The organism is Epilithonimonas pallida (assembly GCF_900182975.1).
In the GTDB taxonomy this organism is placed as follows: Bacteria; Bacteroidota; Bacteroidia; order Flavobacteriales; family Weeksellaceae; genus Epilithonimonas; species Epilithonimonas pallida.
This window is the reverse complement of the sequence record NZ_FXUO01000010.1, coordinates 40,025-56,430: the sequence shown is the minus strand read 5'-3', so window position 1 is coordinate 56,430 and position 16,406 is coordinate 40,025. Positions and strand designations below refer to the sequence as shown.

14 protein-coding genes are annotated in these 16,406 nt (G+C 33.8%); 2 read left to right on the top strand and 12 right to left on the bottom strand.

The window, feature by feature from the left end:
- Positions 1-93 precede the first annotated feature (93 nt).
- The 12 genes from QOL71_RS16395 to QOL71_RS16345 all read right to left on the bottom strand — a co-directional run bounded on the left by QOL71_RS16395 (position 94) and on the right by QOL71_RS16345 (position 13,659).
- Positions 94-2,688 carry a T9SS-dependent M36 family metallopeptidase gene (locus tag QOL71_RS16395; RefSeq protein WP_283417972.1) on the bottom strand — a complete coding sequence of 865 codons (2,595 nt, stop codon included), beginning with the start codon at positions 2,686-2,688 and terminating at the stop codon, positions 94-96.
- Positions 2,689-2,698: 10 nt separating this feature from the next.
- Complete coding sequence (locus tag QOL71_RS16390; RefSeq protein ID WP_283417971.1) at positions 2,699-4,012, bottom strand: T9SS type A sorting domain-containing protein; 1,314 nt, start codon at positions 4,010-4,012, stop codon at positions 2,699-2,701.
- The gene (locus tag QOL71_RS16385; RefSeq protein WP_283417970.1) at positions 4,012-5,403 is read right to left on the bottom strand and encodes an ELWxxDGT repeat protein; all 1,392 of its coding nucleotides are present in this window, start codon (positions 5,401-5,403) and stop codon (positions 4,012-4,014) included. Before QOL71_RS16385 ends, QOL71_RS16390 begins: the two co-directional genes overlap by 1 nt.
- A gap of 18 nt (positions 5,404-5,421) precedes the next feature.
- A complete protein-coding gene (locus tag QOL71_RS16380) occupies positions 5,422-6,879 on the bottom strand; it encodes a T9SS type A sorting domain-containing protein (RefSeq protein WP_283417969.1) in 1,458 nt (485 codons plus the stop codon).
- 241 nt (positions 6,880-7,120) lie between these two features.
- Entirely contained in the window at positions 7,121-8,191 is a 1,071-nt protein-coding gene (locus tag QOL71_RS16375) for a tetratricopeptide repeat protein (RefSeq protein ID WP_283417968.1), read from the bottom strand.
- Entirely contained in the window at positions 8,188-9,582 is a 1,395-nt protein-coding gene (locus QOL71_RS16370; RefSeq protein ID WP_283417967.1) for a helix-turn-helix domain-containing protein, read from the bottom strand. The genes QOL71_RS16375 and QOL71_RS16370 overlap by 4 nt, the downstream gene beginning before the upstream one ends.
- A 740-nt stretch (positions 9,583-10,322) precedes the next feature.
- Entirely contained in the window at positions 10,323-11,552 is a 1,230-nt protein-coding gene (locus QOL71_RS16365) for a type II toxin-antitoxin system HipA family toxin (protein ID WP_283417966.1), read from the bottom strand.
- On the bottom strand, positions 11,549-11,854 hold the full coding sequence (locus QOL71_RS16360; protein WP_283417965.1) for a helix-turn-helix domain-containing protein: 306 nt from the start codon (positions 11,852-11,854) through the stop codon (positions 11,549-11,551). The genes QOL71_RS16365 and QOL71_RS16360 overlap by 4 nt, the downstream gene beginning before the upstream one ends.
- 307 nt (positions 11,855-12,161) lie before the next feature.
- Entirely contained in the window at positions 12,162-12,374 is a 213-nt protein-coding gene (locus QOL71_RS16355) for a helix-turn-helix domain-containing protein (protein ID WP_346772109.1), read from the bottom strand.
- A complete protein-coding gene (locus QOL71_RS17745) occupies positions 12,322-12,507 on the bottom strand; it encodes an SDR family NAD(P)-dependent oxidoreductase (RefSeq protein ID WP_379953355.1) in 186 nt (61 codons plus the stop codon). Before QOL71_RS17745 ends, QOL71_RS16355 begins: the two co-directional genes overlap by 53 nt.
- 85 nt (positions 12,508-12,592) lie before the next feature.
- The gene (locus QOL71_RS16350; RefSeq protein WP_283417964.1) at positions 12,593-13,174 is read right to left on the bottom strand and encodes a hypothetical protein; all 582 of its coding nucleotides are present in this window, start codon (positions 13,172-13,174) and stop codon (positions 12,593-12,595) included.
- Complete coding sequence (locus tag QOL71_RS16345) at positions 13,171-13,659, bottom strand: hypothetical protein (protein WP_283417963.1); 489 nt, start codon at positions 13,657-13,659, stop codon at positions 13,171-13,173. The genes QOL71_RS16350 and QOL71_RS16345 overlap by 4 nt, the downstream gene beginning before the upstream one ends.
- A gap of 212 nt (positions 13,660-13,871) precedes the next feature.
- Here QOL71_RS16345 and QOL71_RS16340 point away from each other — a divergent pair, with 212 nt between their 5' ends.
- Both QOL71_RS16340 and QOL71_RS16335 read left to right on the top strand, forming a co-directional pair.
- The gene (locus QOL71_RS16340; RefSeq protein WP_283417962.1) at positions 13,872-15,059 is read left to right on the top strand and encodes a hypothetical protein; all 1,188 of its coding nucleotides are present in this window, start codon (positions 13,872-13,874) and stop codon (positions 15,057-15,059) included.
- A gap of 204 nt (positions 15,060-15,263) precedes the next feature.
- Positions 15,264-16,151, top strand: coding sequence for a hypothetical protein (locus QOL71_RS16335; protein ID WP_283417961.1), 888 nt, complete (start codon positions 15,264-15,266; stop codon positions 16,149-16,151).
- The last annotated feature ends 255 nt before the right edge of the window (positions 16,152-16,406 follow it).

Genomic DNA, 16,406 nt, shown 5'->3' with positions numbered 1-16,406 from the left:
GATTTGAACTGACTCTGTGGAGCTCAGCAAAGCTAAATAGCGCCACTTAAAGTGCCGCTATTTAGTTAATTATATTGTAATCTTTTGGTTTATCTATTTATTGATAATCAATTTGCTGCTGAAATTAAGACCGATTCCGTCACCACTTAATAAATAAACACCATTGGAAAGACCAGTAATATTAACCGGCTGATTGGCATCAATATCAATAATCTGTTCATCTATTTTCTTGCCAGATAAGTCAAATATGGATACTCTAAGTTTTCCAAGTATTTTTACTCCATTTGTTTTAATGAAAACTTCTTTATTCGCAGGATTCGGATATAGCGCAATTTTCTTACTGATGACTACATCAGCAGTTCCCAGCGAACACTCAGAAGGGACGGTGAAATCTTCAACCTGATCCGATATTGCATTCGGCAATGTTCCTCTGGTAAGTCCTGTTTTGGCGTTAACTCCTAAACCTCTTCTTGCAAATGTATTCCAGATCATACATTTGTTCTCACCATTATTTAGATTAGCATCAGCCGCCAGAATAGCATCTCTTCCACTCACAAAATTCGGATAGCATCCCTGTAATTTAAGAGCCTCCATCACCACTTTCATCACCTTTCCGCTACCTGAGTCCGGATTATTGGCTATATCATTGGAAAATCCATATTTTTCAGCAAATTTCCAATGTAAATCCCAAAGCATTGTCGCCCAAATAAAGCCTACACCGTGAACATCTACTGCCAAGCCGCTTCCTGTGTCAATATATTTTCCGTTGGTATCAGCATAAGTATAATCATTAATGCTAAAATCGGGAGAATATTTTGCAGGTCTGATGCCTGGTCCGTCAGCCTTTTGATTGGCTACAAATGATCCCGTAGATCTTGGTTGAGCCGCTGTAGCATCCGCTTTATTGGTTACCATTAAAGCGAAAAAGTCCGACCAACCTTCCCCCATCTGTTCATTAGCATAAGCAGTATTGAGGCAGCTGTAACCATTTCCTGTACTTCTGGTGGATATCCCATGGGTATATTCATGAGCTATTACGCCATTGTCCAAACTTCCATCAATATCGAAAGTGTTATATTTTAAATTGACATTGACTGTTGTTCCATTTTCTATTTTTGACTTTATCAGTTCACCTTCCTCATTATTGATTAATACACCCGGTATAGTCACACTACCATCCGTTCCGCTCATATTAATAATGGCTTGTGATGGCGTAGGATTATATATGATAACACCTTTTGCACCTTTGTCCTGAGCTTTTTTGAATTTAATATCAAAATTGCAGGCTCCTCTTTGGATAAGTGCTATTTTCCCGGTGAGATATGCATTGGTAAGATTAGTACATCCATCTGCTGGTGTTGCTATTGCAACATCAGCTGTAAGAGGTGAGTTTACAGGAAAAGTACCTCCAAAATCAACGTTGTACCCTGATTCGGGTTTTCTTCCGACCAAATCGCTTGGTGAATTATAACTTAACAAATAGCCATAACGCCAGAGATACATTTGCATTCGTGGTGAAAAACCATCCTGAGGTGTAGCAAAATTGGCATTGTTCAACGATGCACCATCTCTGGATTCTGACAAAACAGGGTCAAAATCAGTGAATGGCTCTCCTTTTCCAAAATTGTTTGACTGAAAGTTACGCCCAGCCTCATCAAATCCATAACGGTAAAAAATGTCATGCATCTTATTGGTGACATAGAACAAATTGGTAATGGCAGCATCAGTATAAGTATCCACAGTTTTTGAAAGATCTAATGGAAAATCAAATAATTTTTGCGAACCTCCATTAGCACTAGCTCCGAAAGCATTAGAGCCGTTCAGGTCTAAATAAGCATAAGCATTATTCCCACGCGTGATGTTATAAGATTCATCACCGTCATTTTGCCAGCCTAAAGGAGAAGCATCTGAAAACCAGGGATTCGTCTCCAAAGTACGCTGTCCGAAGTTGGGAGACTCTATAGGAAATGCATAAACACGATAAGACGCATTATCAACAAGTGAAGAATAGTTATCAGATTTTTTAGAAATTGTTTTATCTCCTGACTTATGTGATACCACATCTAACAGATGTTCTGTAGAATATTTATGGTCATGAAATTGACACGATACCGTCAGGTTCGTTTTTTCAATAACTTTTCCTGTGTTGGCATCTACAATAATATCCCAGTAGTTATTGGTTCCTTTCTCGAAGAAGTTAAGCACATAAGATAACTGAAGATCACCTTTTTTCGTGGGAAAATATACCAATTTAGAAACTACCGTATTACTTTTTCTACCTTCAAAATTGTAGTCGTTGGAATTACCATTAAGCTTTTCTGAAGATAATACTGCAGAGAAATCTTTTCTGATGTCAAATGAAGGTTTGGATACAGATACATTTTCCGGAAAAGACATGAAATTGTCAGAAATGTATTTTAATGCATTGTCTCGAATCAATACAGATGATATAGCCCCATAGATCGGTACACCTTTGTACGTCTGCTGAATATTGATTATGGTCCCTTCAGAACTTTTTCTTTGAGATGTGTGTATAATATCAAAAGTCTTTCCAAATGTTTTTCTGTCTTTTGCAAGATAATTTTCGATTATTTGCCGTTCACTGCTTTGGGCATTTGCATAGCTACCAGCCATCAATGAAATTACAGCTACCGTAACTCTGATTGTATTTTTTATATTTAATTTCATTAGATGATGCTTATTTTTTTATGATTTTTTGCGATGATGTCACACCTGCAGAATCCATGATTTTAATAATATAATTACCTACAGGCAAATGACTGATATCTACCATTCTTGTATTCCTATAGCCTGCAACCATTTGCCCGGCTGTATTGAAAACGTCAATCTCTTTTGCTTCATTCTGCAGATATACATAATCTGAAGTAGGATTTGGATATATTGATGGTTTTACAATATTTTTTACTTCATTATTTGCTAATATATTACTGCAATCTGTAGCATATACGGCAGTTGCATCTTTTTGCCAAAGTTGTTGTGAAGAGCTGTAAGCTACATCATCCACCTGGATACATTTAAGATTTGGGCTGTTAATGGAAAAAAAGCCAATGGCATTTGTATTATTACCGTTTTTAACGTTAATAAATTTCATCTTTTGATTTTCAACAGCATTGATGTATATCAGAGCATTATTTTTAGAAGCATTTACTTCTGTAAGCTGTGAGTAGCTGGCATAGAAAAACTGAAGCATTGTGTGCGGCGTCAGGTCAATTGCAGTAATGCCCGTACTATCCATAACAAACGATCTCAGAAATTTAAGTTTACTTAGATCAATCGATGTTATAGGATTTCCCTGAATCATAAAGGTATCCAATAGCGTATTATTCGACACATTAATTTGCTGAATTGCATTAAGTCCGATATGGAGATAAGTCAGTCTAGTATTTTTACTGACATCCAGCGAAGTCAGATGATTGGCACCTAAGTTCAGCTCGGCAAGCCTTGGATTGTGTGTTAAATCGATGCTTGATAAATTGTTTGATGCCAAGAAAAGAAATGTAAGCATCGGACATTGAGTTACATCGATAGATGCGATATTATTGAACATAAGGCTTGCATATTGAAGTTGAGGTTGTTGGCCTAATGTAAGTTGGGATAATATGCTATTATTTTTAATGTCCATATTTGTAAGCCTATTGTTGGAACTAAGATCAAGGCTTGAAATATGTGACCCATCGATAAATAGTTGTGTGATCAGCTTGTTATTGGTAATATTCAGACTGCTGACAGGTGATTTATTAAATGTAAGTGAGGACAGATTCTTAAAATACTCTATTCCCGTAACATTGCTGATCTTTTGAGTGATAGTGAACCCTCCTGTGTAAGCCTCTGCTTCGCTCACCTGTATCTCACCGTCATTGTTGGCATCTATGTTAGTGTAAAGCAGAAGATACTCCAGAAAGTTTTCATCAGGAAAATTAATGGTCTGCGCATTTAGTTTTACCAAGCTAACATTAATCAGAACCAAAAATATTAGTATTGATCTTTTCATTATTTTATAATTATTTTGTTTGTATTAATAGTGCCCTCAACAGTTTTTGTAACAAGAATGTAATTACCTTTTGGAACATTTAGCTGTAATCTACTATTCACAATATTGCCATCTTTTTTTATAAGGCTTCCTTTCACATCGTACAGGTCGTAAGAGCCTTTCTCAAAACCGGTAAAGAATAATTCTCCATGAGTGGGATTCGGATAAAGACTGATTGCTTTTTTGTTGTGATTTTCAACATTCAGCGCAGGCAATTCTATCTTATAAAGTTCCTGTCCTTGCGATACACTAAGCTTTGCAGAAAGGTAAAGTGCACCGTTGTACTCCTCCATTTTACCGAGAATAAAGTTGGTGTAACCAGGCTTTAGTTCCAGGGTCATTTTGGTTCCTTCGGTCGTTCCATCACTTTCCCAAAGTCTGGCTTCCCCAGAACCGTCACTTGCTAGAAAGTAAAGTTTGCCGTTTACTTCCGTGAGATTATTCGGATTGGATGCATTTGATCCAGGATTTACATCTTCTACTAGCACAGTACCCTCCTCTGTGCCATCTGTAATCCATAGTTCATTACCATTAGTACCATTATTAGCGGCAAAAAAAACTTTGTTTCCAATTTGTTTGAAATTCCCCGGAAACGAGCTTGATGTACCAGCATTGATATTTTTGACCTGTACTGTGCCGTCGGCCGTTCCATCAGTTTTCCAAAGTTCAAAACCTGCTGTATTGGAACCCGCTGTGAAGAATAATGTATTGAGATTACTGCTATAAAAGAAGTTTTGAGGGTTTGCAGTACTGTTCGGGTTGATAACCTTCAGAAGTGATAGGTTATTTCCGTCATAAATGTACAATTGTAAATTGTTTGTTGCTGACGATGCAGAGGCACCTGTAATGATTTTTCCATTGACTGCGCCCATCTGCCCGTTGACTACGACAGGCGTATCTATCTCAGTTATTGAACCTTGATAGAAATAAGCTAATTTGCTGTTTTGTCTAAAAAAGATCTTCCCTTCTGCTACCATAAAATTAGAAGCGCTGCCCATTCCCGGCGACACTATTGTAGTGCCTGCATTGCTGTCATAAGAGTACAAACCAGTAACGCCTAACAAAGTCTTAAAATATAATTTGTTATCATAATTAAGCAGAGAGGTCGGTAGAGAGCCCGGAGTTCCGGGATTGATATCGGCAACAATTTCTGTACCTCCGGCAGTTCCATCGGTTGCCCAAAGCTCCGTACCATAATTGGGGTTATTGGCATTGAAATAGAGCTTTCCACCGTACTTTAAAAATTCGGCAGGTGTAGAAGGATTTGCACCGGGATAAATATCTTTCAGTAATGTGATGTTCTGTGCGCTGATGACATTACCCAAGAACAACATTAAAATTATTTTCTTCATAAATTTTAAATTTTTTAATTATTGTACAATCACTTTTACAGAAGTAATTACTTTCTTATCATCAGAAGTAATCTTTAGTATATAAGTTCCGGGAAGAGCTTGTGTAAAAATTTTATTGTGGTTAAAAACACCATTTCTTATAAGCTTTCCGCTTAGTTCGAAAAGATCGAAACTACCTGATTTGACGCTATTGATATTAATCTCGCCTTTGGAAGGGTTTGGATAGATGACTGGCTTTTTAGTTGCATCTGCAGAAACCGAAAGTGTTTCTGTACCAAGGTTAACCTTGTAAAGTTCAATACCCGCCTGGTCAGTAGATGTAATACGGGCTACGATATACAAATTATCATTGTAGATGAACAAATTGGATGCTGTTGCCAATGATGAAACTAATTTTGTCCCACTTTCGGTACCATCTGTTTCCCAAAGCTGTCTTGTACCCCCTGTATTGCTTATAAGAAAATACAGCTTACCGCCATAGACAACCATTTTTTCCGGGAAGGAACTTGAAGAACCTGTAAATAAATCTTTTACAAGGCTAGTACCTTGTTCAGTACCGTCCGTCATCCATAATTCAGTACCTGTAGTGGAACCATCCGATGCGGAAAAATACACTTTGCCATTGTATTCCACAAAATTGTTGGGACCTGAGCCCGCCGTCGCACTAAAGGTGTTGATATCTTTAACTAGTTTTGTTCCTGACTCGGTTCCATCTGTCATCCAAAGCTCCTGCCCTTCACCACCGTTGGCGCTAAAAAAAGTTTTACCCAGAGATACACTGTAATAGAAATTTTGAGGATATGCAGTACCAGAAGGGTTGATATTCTTTAAAATATCAAATGATGTCCCATTAAAATTGAATAACTGATACCAAGCTGGATTGGCTGCGGTCTTGTATTGAGCATTGGCAATCAGCTGCTCCCCCACTTTTCCAACGAACATCACTGTAGTATTATCATCAGCAATAACAGCTTGGGAATTAGTATCGACATAAAAAAGTCTTTGCGTATTAGGAGTAACAGCAGTATTATTAGCTTTGAAATATAACGTATTCCCTATTTTGGTAAAGTTTGTCGCAAACTTTGCTGTAGTTGAAACGGTCTGTAAACCGTCTGTAGGATTATATGACAGAATAAGCCCCGATGTATTGGTACCGTTAATATTCATACTACCTGTAAAATAAATTTTGTCATTAAATGTGAATAGATTACTTGGTGATGAAGAGCTATTACCCGGATAAATATCCATCACCATCTTTGTACCGTCTTCCGTGCCATCGCTCTCCCAAAGTTCAGTTCCTGTTGCTGATCCAGTAGGACTATACGTAGCACTGAAATATAGTTTTCCGTTGAGAACCGTAAAATTAGAAGGAACAGAATTGGAAGTGCCGGGATTAATATCTCTTACCAATGTAAAAGTAGTCTGTGCTGACAAAAGCCCGCCTAAAAGAATTGCCAAAAAGTTGATTTTTCTCATATTGATAATTATTATTTAAACCTAATTAACTTATTAAAAACGATTCAGAAAAATTATCTATAAACTAAATTGTTTTACAGATTTTTTATCTTAATTGTTTAAGGAGTCTAAAATTATCAATATGTAAGTCATTAAAACAGAAATACACTGTCACATTTACGAAAATTACATAAATATGACAATATAAAATAAAATGTAAATGATTGTATTATTTGCACTTACATTTAAATTTCAGAGTATTTTACTTTACAGCTTTTTTTCTTAAGAAACGATAAAAAAAAAGCAGAAGCCCAGAGAATATTATAATCAATATGAAAATTAAAGCGATATTTCGCATTAGATTTTTATTAATTTTTTCTGCGAAATTTTCCTTATCATTCTTGACCAGACGAGAGATAATTTGATTCTGAGATTGCGATATCTGATTCAAATTGTTATTATATTTTTCAAAATAATACAGATATAACTTTGAATCTTTTTTCAGGTAGCTGCTTTGTGATTTCAGCTTGAAAAAAAGACCTGTAAGTTCTAAATCATATGAACTGAACTCATTAACATTAATGGTTTGTAACATCTTATCTGCATTGTCTACTTCGTTTCTTTTTAGATAGATATCTGCTAATCCTACTGATGCAAAATATTTGTTAAATCCAATTCCAGGATCATTGACCTTTAGAATCATTTTATAGATATTTTCGGCTTCTTTCGAATTTCCAAGCGATTCCAGACAGACAGCTTTCTGAATATCAATCAGGAGTTTGTTTGTTGTTATAACATCTCTAGAAGGAAGCTTGTTGTATACATCAAGAGCTTTATCAAAATATTTAACTGCAAACTCACAATTCAGCTCGTTTTTAAATACAATGCCTTTAACGTTATAAACATTTCCTTTAATGAATAGAAGATCTTTTGGAAGATCTATCGTATTAATAAGATTTTCAGCTTCATCCAGATTTTTCTTTGCATCATTATTCATATTGAGCTGCTGATACTGATTTCCCAACATTGAAAGAAAACGGATCTGGTTTATTGTATCGTTTTTTTCTTTAGACAAATTGATCCCTTTAACACAATTGTTAATCACCTGGCTGATATTGCCAAGAACCATCTGGGCGTTAACAAGTTTGGATAATGCCTTGATTTTATCATTATAATTTTTAGCTTCTGCGAAAGCCTTCTCCGATATTTTTGCCGATTTTTCAGGATTACTGAACAGAAGGTCGGTTGCAAGTTTCAACTGATTATTTTCAGTCATTTGTGCAGAAACTGTTATGCAGGCAAACAAAAACAATATGTTAAGTAATCTTATCATTCGTTCAGTTTTTGAAGAAATTCTGTTGGCGACAGATCCATCCTATTCTTAAAAATGGTTGTGAAAAGACTGTGTGAGGAAAAACCACATTCATCCGCCAGATAACTGACCTTATACTTTCTATACTCCGGATTTTTCTTGATTTTTTCTACAATGTAATCTATTCTTAGATTATTGATATATGTATTGAAATTTGAATTTTTATGGTTGTTTACTATCTCCGAGAGGTATTTTGGATTGGTGTCAAACTGTTGTGCTAATGTTTTTAGGGAAACATTTTTCTGTATATATTTTTGGCTTTTTTCAAATTCTTCGAGCTTGTTCAAGATTCTTTTTTCTGTCTTATCAGGGATTACAAAATTTTTAGCATCTGTCTCAGCGGCAGCTCCTTCCGCTTGCTTCTGCCTGCTTTTATGTGAAAAATAGATTACTGCCAGCACGAGAATAAAAGCTATAAAAATCGTAAAATAGATATTTCTGAATAGGTAAGCCTGTGACTTCAACTTATCATCATTAAGTTTATTGATATGGTTGACAAGCATTGCTCTGGCGACAGCTCTTTTCGCATTTTGATTCTCTACTATTGTAAAGTAAGATTTATTAATATAATCCAACTTATCAAAAGCTTTTATGTTTGCTGAAGATATTGCAAGGTTTTTGTAAAAATCAGCTTTGAGATCTACATTGGAAATATGCGCTGCAGCATTCTGATATTTTGCTAAAGCATTGAAAGCATATTGTGCATTATTCTGTTTCAAATAGATTTTGGCAAGATAATTATCGATCAACATCCCATAATAAACTCCTGAATCTGTTTTCTTGAGTAATGATAAAGCTGAGTTCAAAGCGAGTTTTGATTCGGAATTATAATATCCTAATATTTCTGCAAGCCAGATGTTAGACTGAATCAATCCTATTACATTATTTGTCATTTCATAGCTTTTTATGCCAGATTTTATAATAGCAACACGATCAGATAACGGAAAGATTTCAAAACTTTTTTTATCAAGTGCCAGCTCTGTAAAAGCACCACTCTTGATGTAATTGGAATTCTTAAGATTATCTCTTATTACATCAAGCTCACTAGCCAAACCCAGCATTTGACAGACTTGTCCGTAAAGACATTGATATTGAAAAAACAACTCCGAGTTTTTGTCCTTTTTTGCTGAATTTTCTAATAAAAATATCTTATTCAAGCCCTCTTCGTAATCTCCTTTTAAAAGTAAAAATTTTATATTGAGAATCTGAGCATCATTTGGAGATATTTTAGAATAATACTTTATCAAATCTTCGACATTATGATTCTCGTCCTGCATCTTATCAAGGATTTCTTCTTTTAAGATATCAACATCGTTTTTTGTTTGTGCTGAGTAAAAGACATAGAGAAACATACACAGAAATCGCAAAATGCGGGCTGCACTAAAAAACCACCTTATCTTCTTAATTCTGTCCATCATACTGATCCACAAAAATAAGCAATTAATTTGTTAGGTTTTTTCCCTTTAATTAGTATCAATTTATTATTTTAATTGAAAACTGCAAATACATCTAATAGTCGATTAACAATGATCATTTACTCAATATCAAAAACGTTATTCTTATTCGAGTGATTTTTTGCATTGCATAGATATCTACCCCGTATTTCCTGAGATTAAAAACTTAAAATCCTCATTTTCAAAATGTTTAAGATATGAATAGATTTTTTCAAAACTTTACGGAAGATAAACGGTAATCTTAAAAGCTTCATCATCAACTTTGAGGTCAAATAATCATGTCTTTGATTTTTGTATAAAATCTAAAGAAGTATTTATAATGGTATTTTATAGTTAAAATAGTACAAAATTGATACATAATTTAAAATGCCGCAACATCTTTTTTTCTACATTTTGCACTAATATCGTCAAATTAAACAATTATATATCAGTATTTTACAATATTTTACGACAAATTTAAAAAACTCATTTGTACCACTTTTGTACACTTGCAACCTCATAAATCACTGTAAATAAAACAATTAACATTTTCCGACTGAGACAGTGACAATTGATACATTTCGCCTGCATACCTCAATTCTTATCTATTTCTAGGCGGAAATATTTTAGAATTCTAACAAGAATAGCTTAATTTTATATTAATATGTTTTAGTTAATCTACCTATCAATTCTCTGTTTGATTTACTAACTCCAAAATCTTTTGACAGTCTTGACCATTTACTCAGTGCGGAACTTGTTTGCTCAATAACATTCTTTATAAATTCTTCTGATAATTTTGCTTCCCTTCCCAATTCAGTCAGATGCTTGGCTGTTATATTTCGTCCTTCTCCCATTACCATAGTGCTTTGTTCGCCACCTGGTCCAGATGAGAAAGTAAGGTCATAAGCGGGTGATAATTTCCATTCTCCAAATTCATTCATCAGAAACGAAAAATTCTTGGCATGATCGTCTCTATTGTGTGCCATAACATTGAAAACTGCCAAGCGGAACATTTTTTCTACCTCGCGAATATCTTTAGTTAAAACACCTGTCAATGATAATAAATCTTCATAATCAAGAGATGGGAACCTAAAATTACTGTGAACAAGTCCACTCGCAGTATGCATATGGAGACGTTTATTTCCTTCTCTATCAAAACGTTTAACGGCAAAGTAGCCATTCCCTTTCTTTGACGGAAACAAATGTACTTCAGGCATTTTAATTCCAGCATCTACAGCCATTAAAGCGTAAACGTATTCTATTGCACCCGCATCCTTCCCATCTAATGTGTTTGGAAATTTTACCATCCAAGGTTCAAAATCATCGCCTAACAAGTTTGCTCCGTAGGATATATTTTTTCTTTCTGCATCGACGCCGATCAGCGCTTTTGGTCTTGCTCCGGCAGAAGATCCGTTCAAAGCCAAAAGTTCTGCAATTACTTCCTCCGAATCACCTTGCAAAACGTTTTCAGTTTGAGTAGCTAACACGTCCAAATCAATCATCTCATTATTACTATCTGGACTTTGATCCGGCTCATAAATCAATGCACCCATACCGTGCAATCCAACGTATGCTAAACGGTCAAGTGGTGAAATATCAGATGGAGAAATTCCTTCCGAGCGAAGCAAACGGTCAAAAAGCAATCTTCCCCAACCGTCGGGCAGGCTATCATTGAAAACCCCAGCCAAACCTTCAAATGGATCTCTTGGGAGTTCTATCACGTCTCGTTGCAAAGGAAGTCTTATAGGTGAAATTTCTAAATTGGTTTGCAGAAATTCTTCATCGTATTGAAAATAGATTATACCATCACGAATTACCAAACGTCCAACGGGTTGAGTTCCAGAACCAAAATTCAATCTTACTTTTATTTCTTTGATAGCTATTTTCATCTTCTACTTCCTCTTTTTTTAATGGGCTTTTCCTCTGATTTTAGAACATCATCGATAGATTTAAAATTCTGTTTCTTCGGTTTTAAAATATCAACCATTTCTTCTAATCCACCAACCACTGAAAGCAATTTTAAAAATGATTCTAAAGAAATTAAGCCTTTTTGCTCAAATTTTCTGAGAGTTGGTAAAGGAACACCCGATCTTTCAGCCAAACCTTCCTGCGTAAGCTCCATTTGCAAACGTCTTTCACGGATATTATCAACTAGTTTTTTTTGAACTTTGGATAAAGAAACAAATAACATAATAGTAGTATTTAATGTAATAATTTAGTAATAAATAATATTATTATATTACAAATATACTGAATTTATTATTCAACTAACCTTCCGTTCAATTATTTTTACTGTTCGGCATTACAATGCTGTTTTATTTTATCAACATTTAATAATAGTTTTTATCGAATCCAACTCAATTATGCATACAGCGTGTGCACATTCTCAAATATTCTATAAAAATTTGTCTTTCAAAAATCACTTTCAAACTTAGATTGTAGTTGTTCTTAAAGATATCTGATAAGAATCTTAAATTATTTAATAATTACATTTCTTACTAATTTATAAAACTCACATTATTTCTGTAATGGTAAAAATGCCTGATCAGCAACCCATATTTTGCCATCTTCATCTTTAAAAACTTTCCCTTCATTTTCAATTTTTTTAACACCCTGCTTACTACTTCCCTAGAAGTTCCGAGACCTTTAGGTATTTCTTTATGCTTTATTTTTACAGGTATATTTTGAGTAGAATTTTTGTCTCTTGTAATTGATGATGTTTCCCGATTTTTGTTTAATGAAGTAAGGCATCGTCGACTGCATCGTTTTAATGACAGCCATTACGTTGATATCAAAACTATCTTGATTTCTTTTTGATTTAAATCCACTTCCAACGGTAAAAATTGTTGCTCATCAAAATAACCGATAGCATCAATTAAACTCCGGCATTGTGAGCAAAAATCCTCGACCACTTCAAATTTAGCATTAACTACTTATAATTTAAGATCTCAAGCATTATAACTCCTGCACGCTCTCTGTTAACATCATTTTTAAAAGTTAATCTAATTTCTCTGTCTCCGGAAGTTCTTATACGTACAGGAAGTGGATATTTCGTAATTCCTAGAAGAGGTTTTTCATCTGTAACTGACCCAAAATAGCTTGTAAAATCTGAAACAATCAGAGAATCTGCAATGGTTTTGGGAATGAGAAATCTGATTCCCGATTCTACTTCAGGGTTTGGCTGCTCATTTTTGTAATACTGAATTAAAATACTGTCGCTGTTTTGCGCTTTTAGTGAATCATGCATTAACAATGGTAATTGGCTTACATATCTATCGTTAAATGACCTAATACTCGACTCATTAAATTTTGCATCAGGAAGATTTACCAGAGAATCTAAATAGGTCAGGAATATCTGCGAAGTATTGCCTATCCTTTCTCTAACATCCGGAATATTTGCTTTTTTCCTGTGATTTTGAGCCTGATCTCCCTGACAGCTTAGGAAACAGCTTAATATAAAAACAGTTACAATACTATAAATAATATTTAATGTCGTTCCGGAGTTTTTCATTTAGAATCGTTGTTAGAATTAAATGCTTTATTCAAATATTTTTTTTGATTAAGTATATCCAGTAATTCATTCTTATCAATATCCAATAAGTCAGCATTAATGATCATAGAACGTGATGAATCATAGGCATGAACCATGATTTTAGAATGTCTCCCACTTGACATTTGTACTGTTTTCATTCTACAATAAGAGATTTCATTCCAGCTTAAAAATGTATGTTTTGATATATTATTATAAATTCCAAGATGATCAATTTCCAATGCATATACTTTATTTAGACTTTTTATATAACGACGCATGTATAGCCAAAGATTAAGAATAAATGCAGTCATTCCTGCAAATACAATTATTTTAAAAATCAAAATTTTTACAGATATTATCGTATTGTTATAAAACATCATAATACAGCCTATGCAAAGACCGACACAGTTTAATAATATGTTTGCTAAAATTTCAGATCTTTTAAACTTGATTTTTAAAGTCATCTGCAATATGGTTTACAAACATAAACTTAAGGATTTTATGATTACCGGAACCATATTTCTTTTCCGAAATCAAAACAGATGTATCTTCAAATAAATTTATCCTACTGATAAAATAAGCTTGATAAAATTGATAAGATAGACCATAAAAGTTTTTTAAATTGTGGTTCGCTTAAAAAAAATGCTTACTTTCAGGAACATAATTTATTGAAATTATGGACAAAAAATTAAAACGATTTCTGATCAAATCTGTGATTATTTTAGGGGTAATACATCTTGCCTATTTTAGTTACGGATACTTCAACTTTGAAGGTATTCATAAAATCAATATTTATACAGAGTTTTACAGATTTAAATTTTATGATGACGTCTCAATTTCTCATGTTTTTATTTCAGGCCTGTTTCTTTTCCTATTTCTTGTTATATTGTTGAGAAATCATGCTAAAAAAGCATATAACGTTTCTAATATCAGTAAAATTAGTGTTTCGCTGTTAGTCGTTTCATTTCTCACGCTCACGTTTTTTATAAGCTACAGTCTTGGGTTAAATGTCAAAATGAGAAAGGAGCTGCCTGAAAAAGATTTTAATAAAGACAAGACTTTGCTGAATGTACTAAATCCGTTTTTGTACAATTATACTTCTTACAGTTCTGATAAATTATTTAACCCCGAAAATACTCTATATCCTAAACCTTATCCGGTGATAGCAGAAAGAGACAGCATCTTTTACGATCCGGATAATAAAGATAATTTTTCTATTGAAACAAAATATTACAGCATTGATACCTTAAAAATACTAAATTCAGCCACTAAAGAAATTAGTTCTAAGCTGATGGCGGGCATGGATTTTCTTGGACTTGATCCCAAGGAATTCAAGAAAAGAATTATTTCACAAAAAGTAATTGGAGATAGTACTGAAATTATATTCAAAGGTGTAGAAGTACAGCCGGAATACGATGATAAGATGTGTATTTTTTTAGAAAATAAGGCTTTATACAGTCCGATCCACAATGTCCCCGATTCTACACAACAATATCAAAATGCAGTAACAAGATATAAATTATTGTATACATATGATCAGGATTCGCTGCTTCATTCATTTCAACGTCTGGATGCTTTGTTTAAGAAATATAACGTAGAATCTCAGATGGTTCCTAAAGATTTCAGTCATGACGTTTTTTATTACCGCGATAACAGACAGGAGCCCCTAAACGGACTGCGGAATACTTTTGACAGAACTAAATTAAAGGAAAAGTTTACGATACTCGAACGTTTATTTTATAAGCCGAATTATCTTCATCCTTCAATACAGATGATCTTCATTACAGCCGTTGTAGCGGTTTGGATTACATTATTTTTACTATTTCTAATTTGGAATTATCTAAGTACGAGAAAAGAAAAATAAATACGAAGATATAGATCATATATTTAACGTTTATATATTGCCAATTTTAACCATTAAGAAAAAGATACAAAGACTGTATTTTAATTGGATTTTGGGATTTCCATAAGAGTAAATTCAAAATCGGGAGCCCAGTCCTGCTGCAGAATGATCAGACCATATAAAAATCTATTTTATGAATGTTATAAATAATGCTAACATAATTAAATGAATTTAAAACAACTAGTTAAACATTTCAATAATGTTTTGAAAATATCCTATGAGGAGGAATCATTTATACCGGAATTCTTACTTGAATATGTAAATAAGGGGACAGAAAATTTCCAAAAAAGTCTTATTGTATGGGACGAAGAAGAGATCGTTATATTTAGCTCACTTTCTGTTATAGAGAAAAAGATTCATGGTTTTACCATTCCTGAATCTATTGTGAAATTTGCTCAGGTGTCCGATAAATCAAATTATATAAGTTTGATTACTGCATATTATCAAAATTCATTGCTCCTGATTAAAGCATCTCATCAGAATACGTTTATTAGTGGGATGTTACACACAGATTTAGCTTTAGCCACGTTAGTAACTATAGCTTATTTTCCTGAAAAAGCTAAACATTTGGCAAAGCATCTTCTTGATTTTCTCATTGCTACTGAAGAACAATTTAAAATTTATCCAGACAATTTGGAATTTGGTTACAGCAGCACATTGTATTTAACCTCTTGTTTATTAGATCAATCGGGGTATTCTGATATTTCTTCTCAAATTCTGAGCTATTGTAAACCTCCCATTACAGATTATAAAATGGCTGTTAGTGAGCTATATACCACTAACACTGATTCTTTAAACGAATGGATAAATGGAATGTGCAATTTCCATATAGCCAATAGTAAGGATGATTTAACATTTGCATTTAATCGTGAAAGATGGCAATATTTTCCAATAGAAATTATAGCACTCTTGCAATTGCGTTCACAACAAGGCCTGCCGATTGATTTTATTACCCATCCACTATTAAAAGATTTTCTGCCTTTTATAGCACAGAAACTTCCTGTTCCGTTGGATGAACTCACTCAAAAACTGGAAAAACGGATTTTGGAATAATCGAAATGATGTTAAAAACTCCGATGTCGCGGATTTGTAATTCATGATCAACTATAAATCCAACAACACATCTGGAACATTTTTTATGACTCTGAGTATTTTAGATAGCCTGTTTTCTAATTTCTCCTGTTCCTGCTACCTGTAATACCATCTCCAAATCAATTTCTATATGTTATTTTATAAAAAATAGTATTGAAATTCAATACTATTTTTATTTACCAACTTGTTTGGAACATCACCCTAAACAGTCATATA

Excerpts from the sequence above, each read along its gene's own strand:
- QOL71_RS16390 (WP_283417971.1), bottom strand. The coding sequence starts at position 4,012 with ATGAAAAGATCAATACTAATATTTTTGGTTCTGATTAATGTTAGCTTG.
- QOL71_RS16340 (WP_283417962.1), top strand. The coding sequence starts at position 13,872 with ATGGACAAAAAATTAAAACGATTTCTGATCAAATCTGTGATTATTTTA.
- QOL71_RS16375 (WP_283417968.1), bottom strand. The coding sequence starts at position 8,191 with ATGATAAGATTACTTAACATATTGTTTTTGTTTGCCTGCATAACAGTT.
- QOL71_RS16360 (WP_283417965.1), bottom strand. The coding sequence starts at position 11,854 with ATGTTATTTGTTTCTTTATCCAAAGTTCAAAAAAAACTAGTTGATAAT.
- QOL71_RS16380 (WP_283417969.1), bottom strand. The coding sequence starts at position 6,879 with ATGAGAAAAATCAACTTTTTGGCAATTCTTTTAGGCGGGCTTTTGTCA.
- QOL71_RS16385 (WP_283417970.1), bottom strand. The coding sequence starts at position 5,403 with ATGAAGAAAATAATTTTAATGTTGTTCTTGGGTAATGTCATCAGCGCA.
- QOL71_RS16365 (WP_283417966.1), bottom strand. The coding sequence starts at position 11,552 with ATGAAAATAGCTATCAAAGAAATAAAAGTAAGATTGAATTTTGGTTCT.
- QOL71_RS16370 (WP_283417967.1), bottom strand. The coding sequence starts at position 9,582 with ATGTTTCTCTATGTCTTTTACTCAGCACAAACAAAAAACGATGTTGAT.
- QOL71_RS16395 (WP_283417972.1), bottom strand. The coding sequence starts at position 2,688 with ATGAAATTAAATATAAAAAATACAATCAGAGTTACGGTAGCTGTAATT.
- QOL71_RS16345 (WP_283417963.1), bottom strand. The coding sequence starts at position 13,659 with ATGACTTTAAAAATCAAGTTTAAAAGATCTGAAATTTTAGCAAACATA.
- QOL71_RS16350 (WP_283417964.1), bottom strand. The coding sequence starts at position 13,174 with ATGAAAAACTCCGGAACGACATTAAATATTATTTATAGTATTGTAACT.
- QOL71_RS16335 (WP_283417961.1), top strand. The coding sequence starts at position 15,264 with ATGAATTTAAAACAACTAGTTAAACATTTCAATAATGTTTTGAAAATA.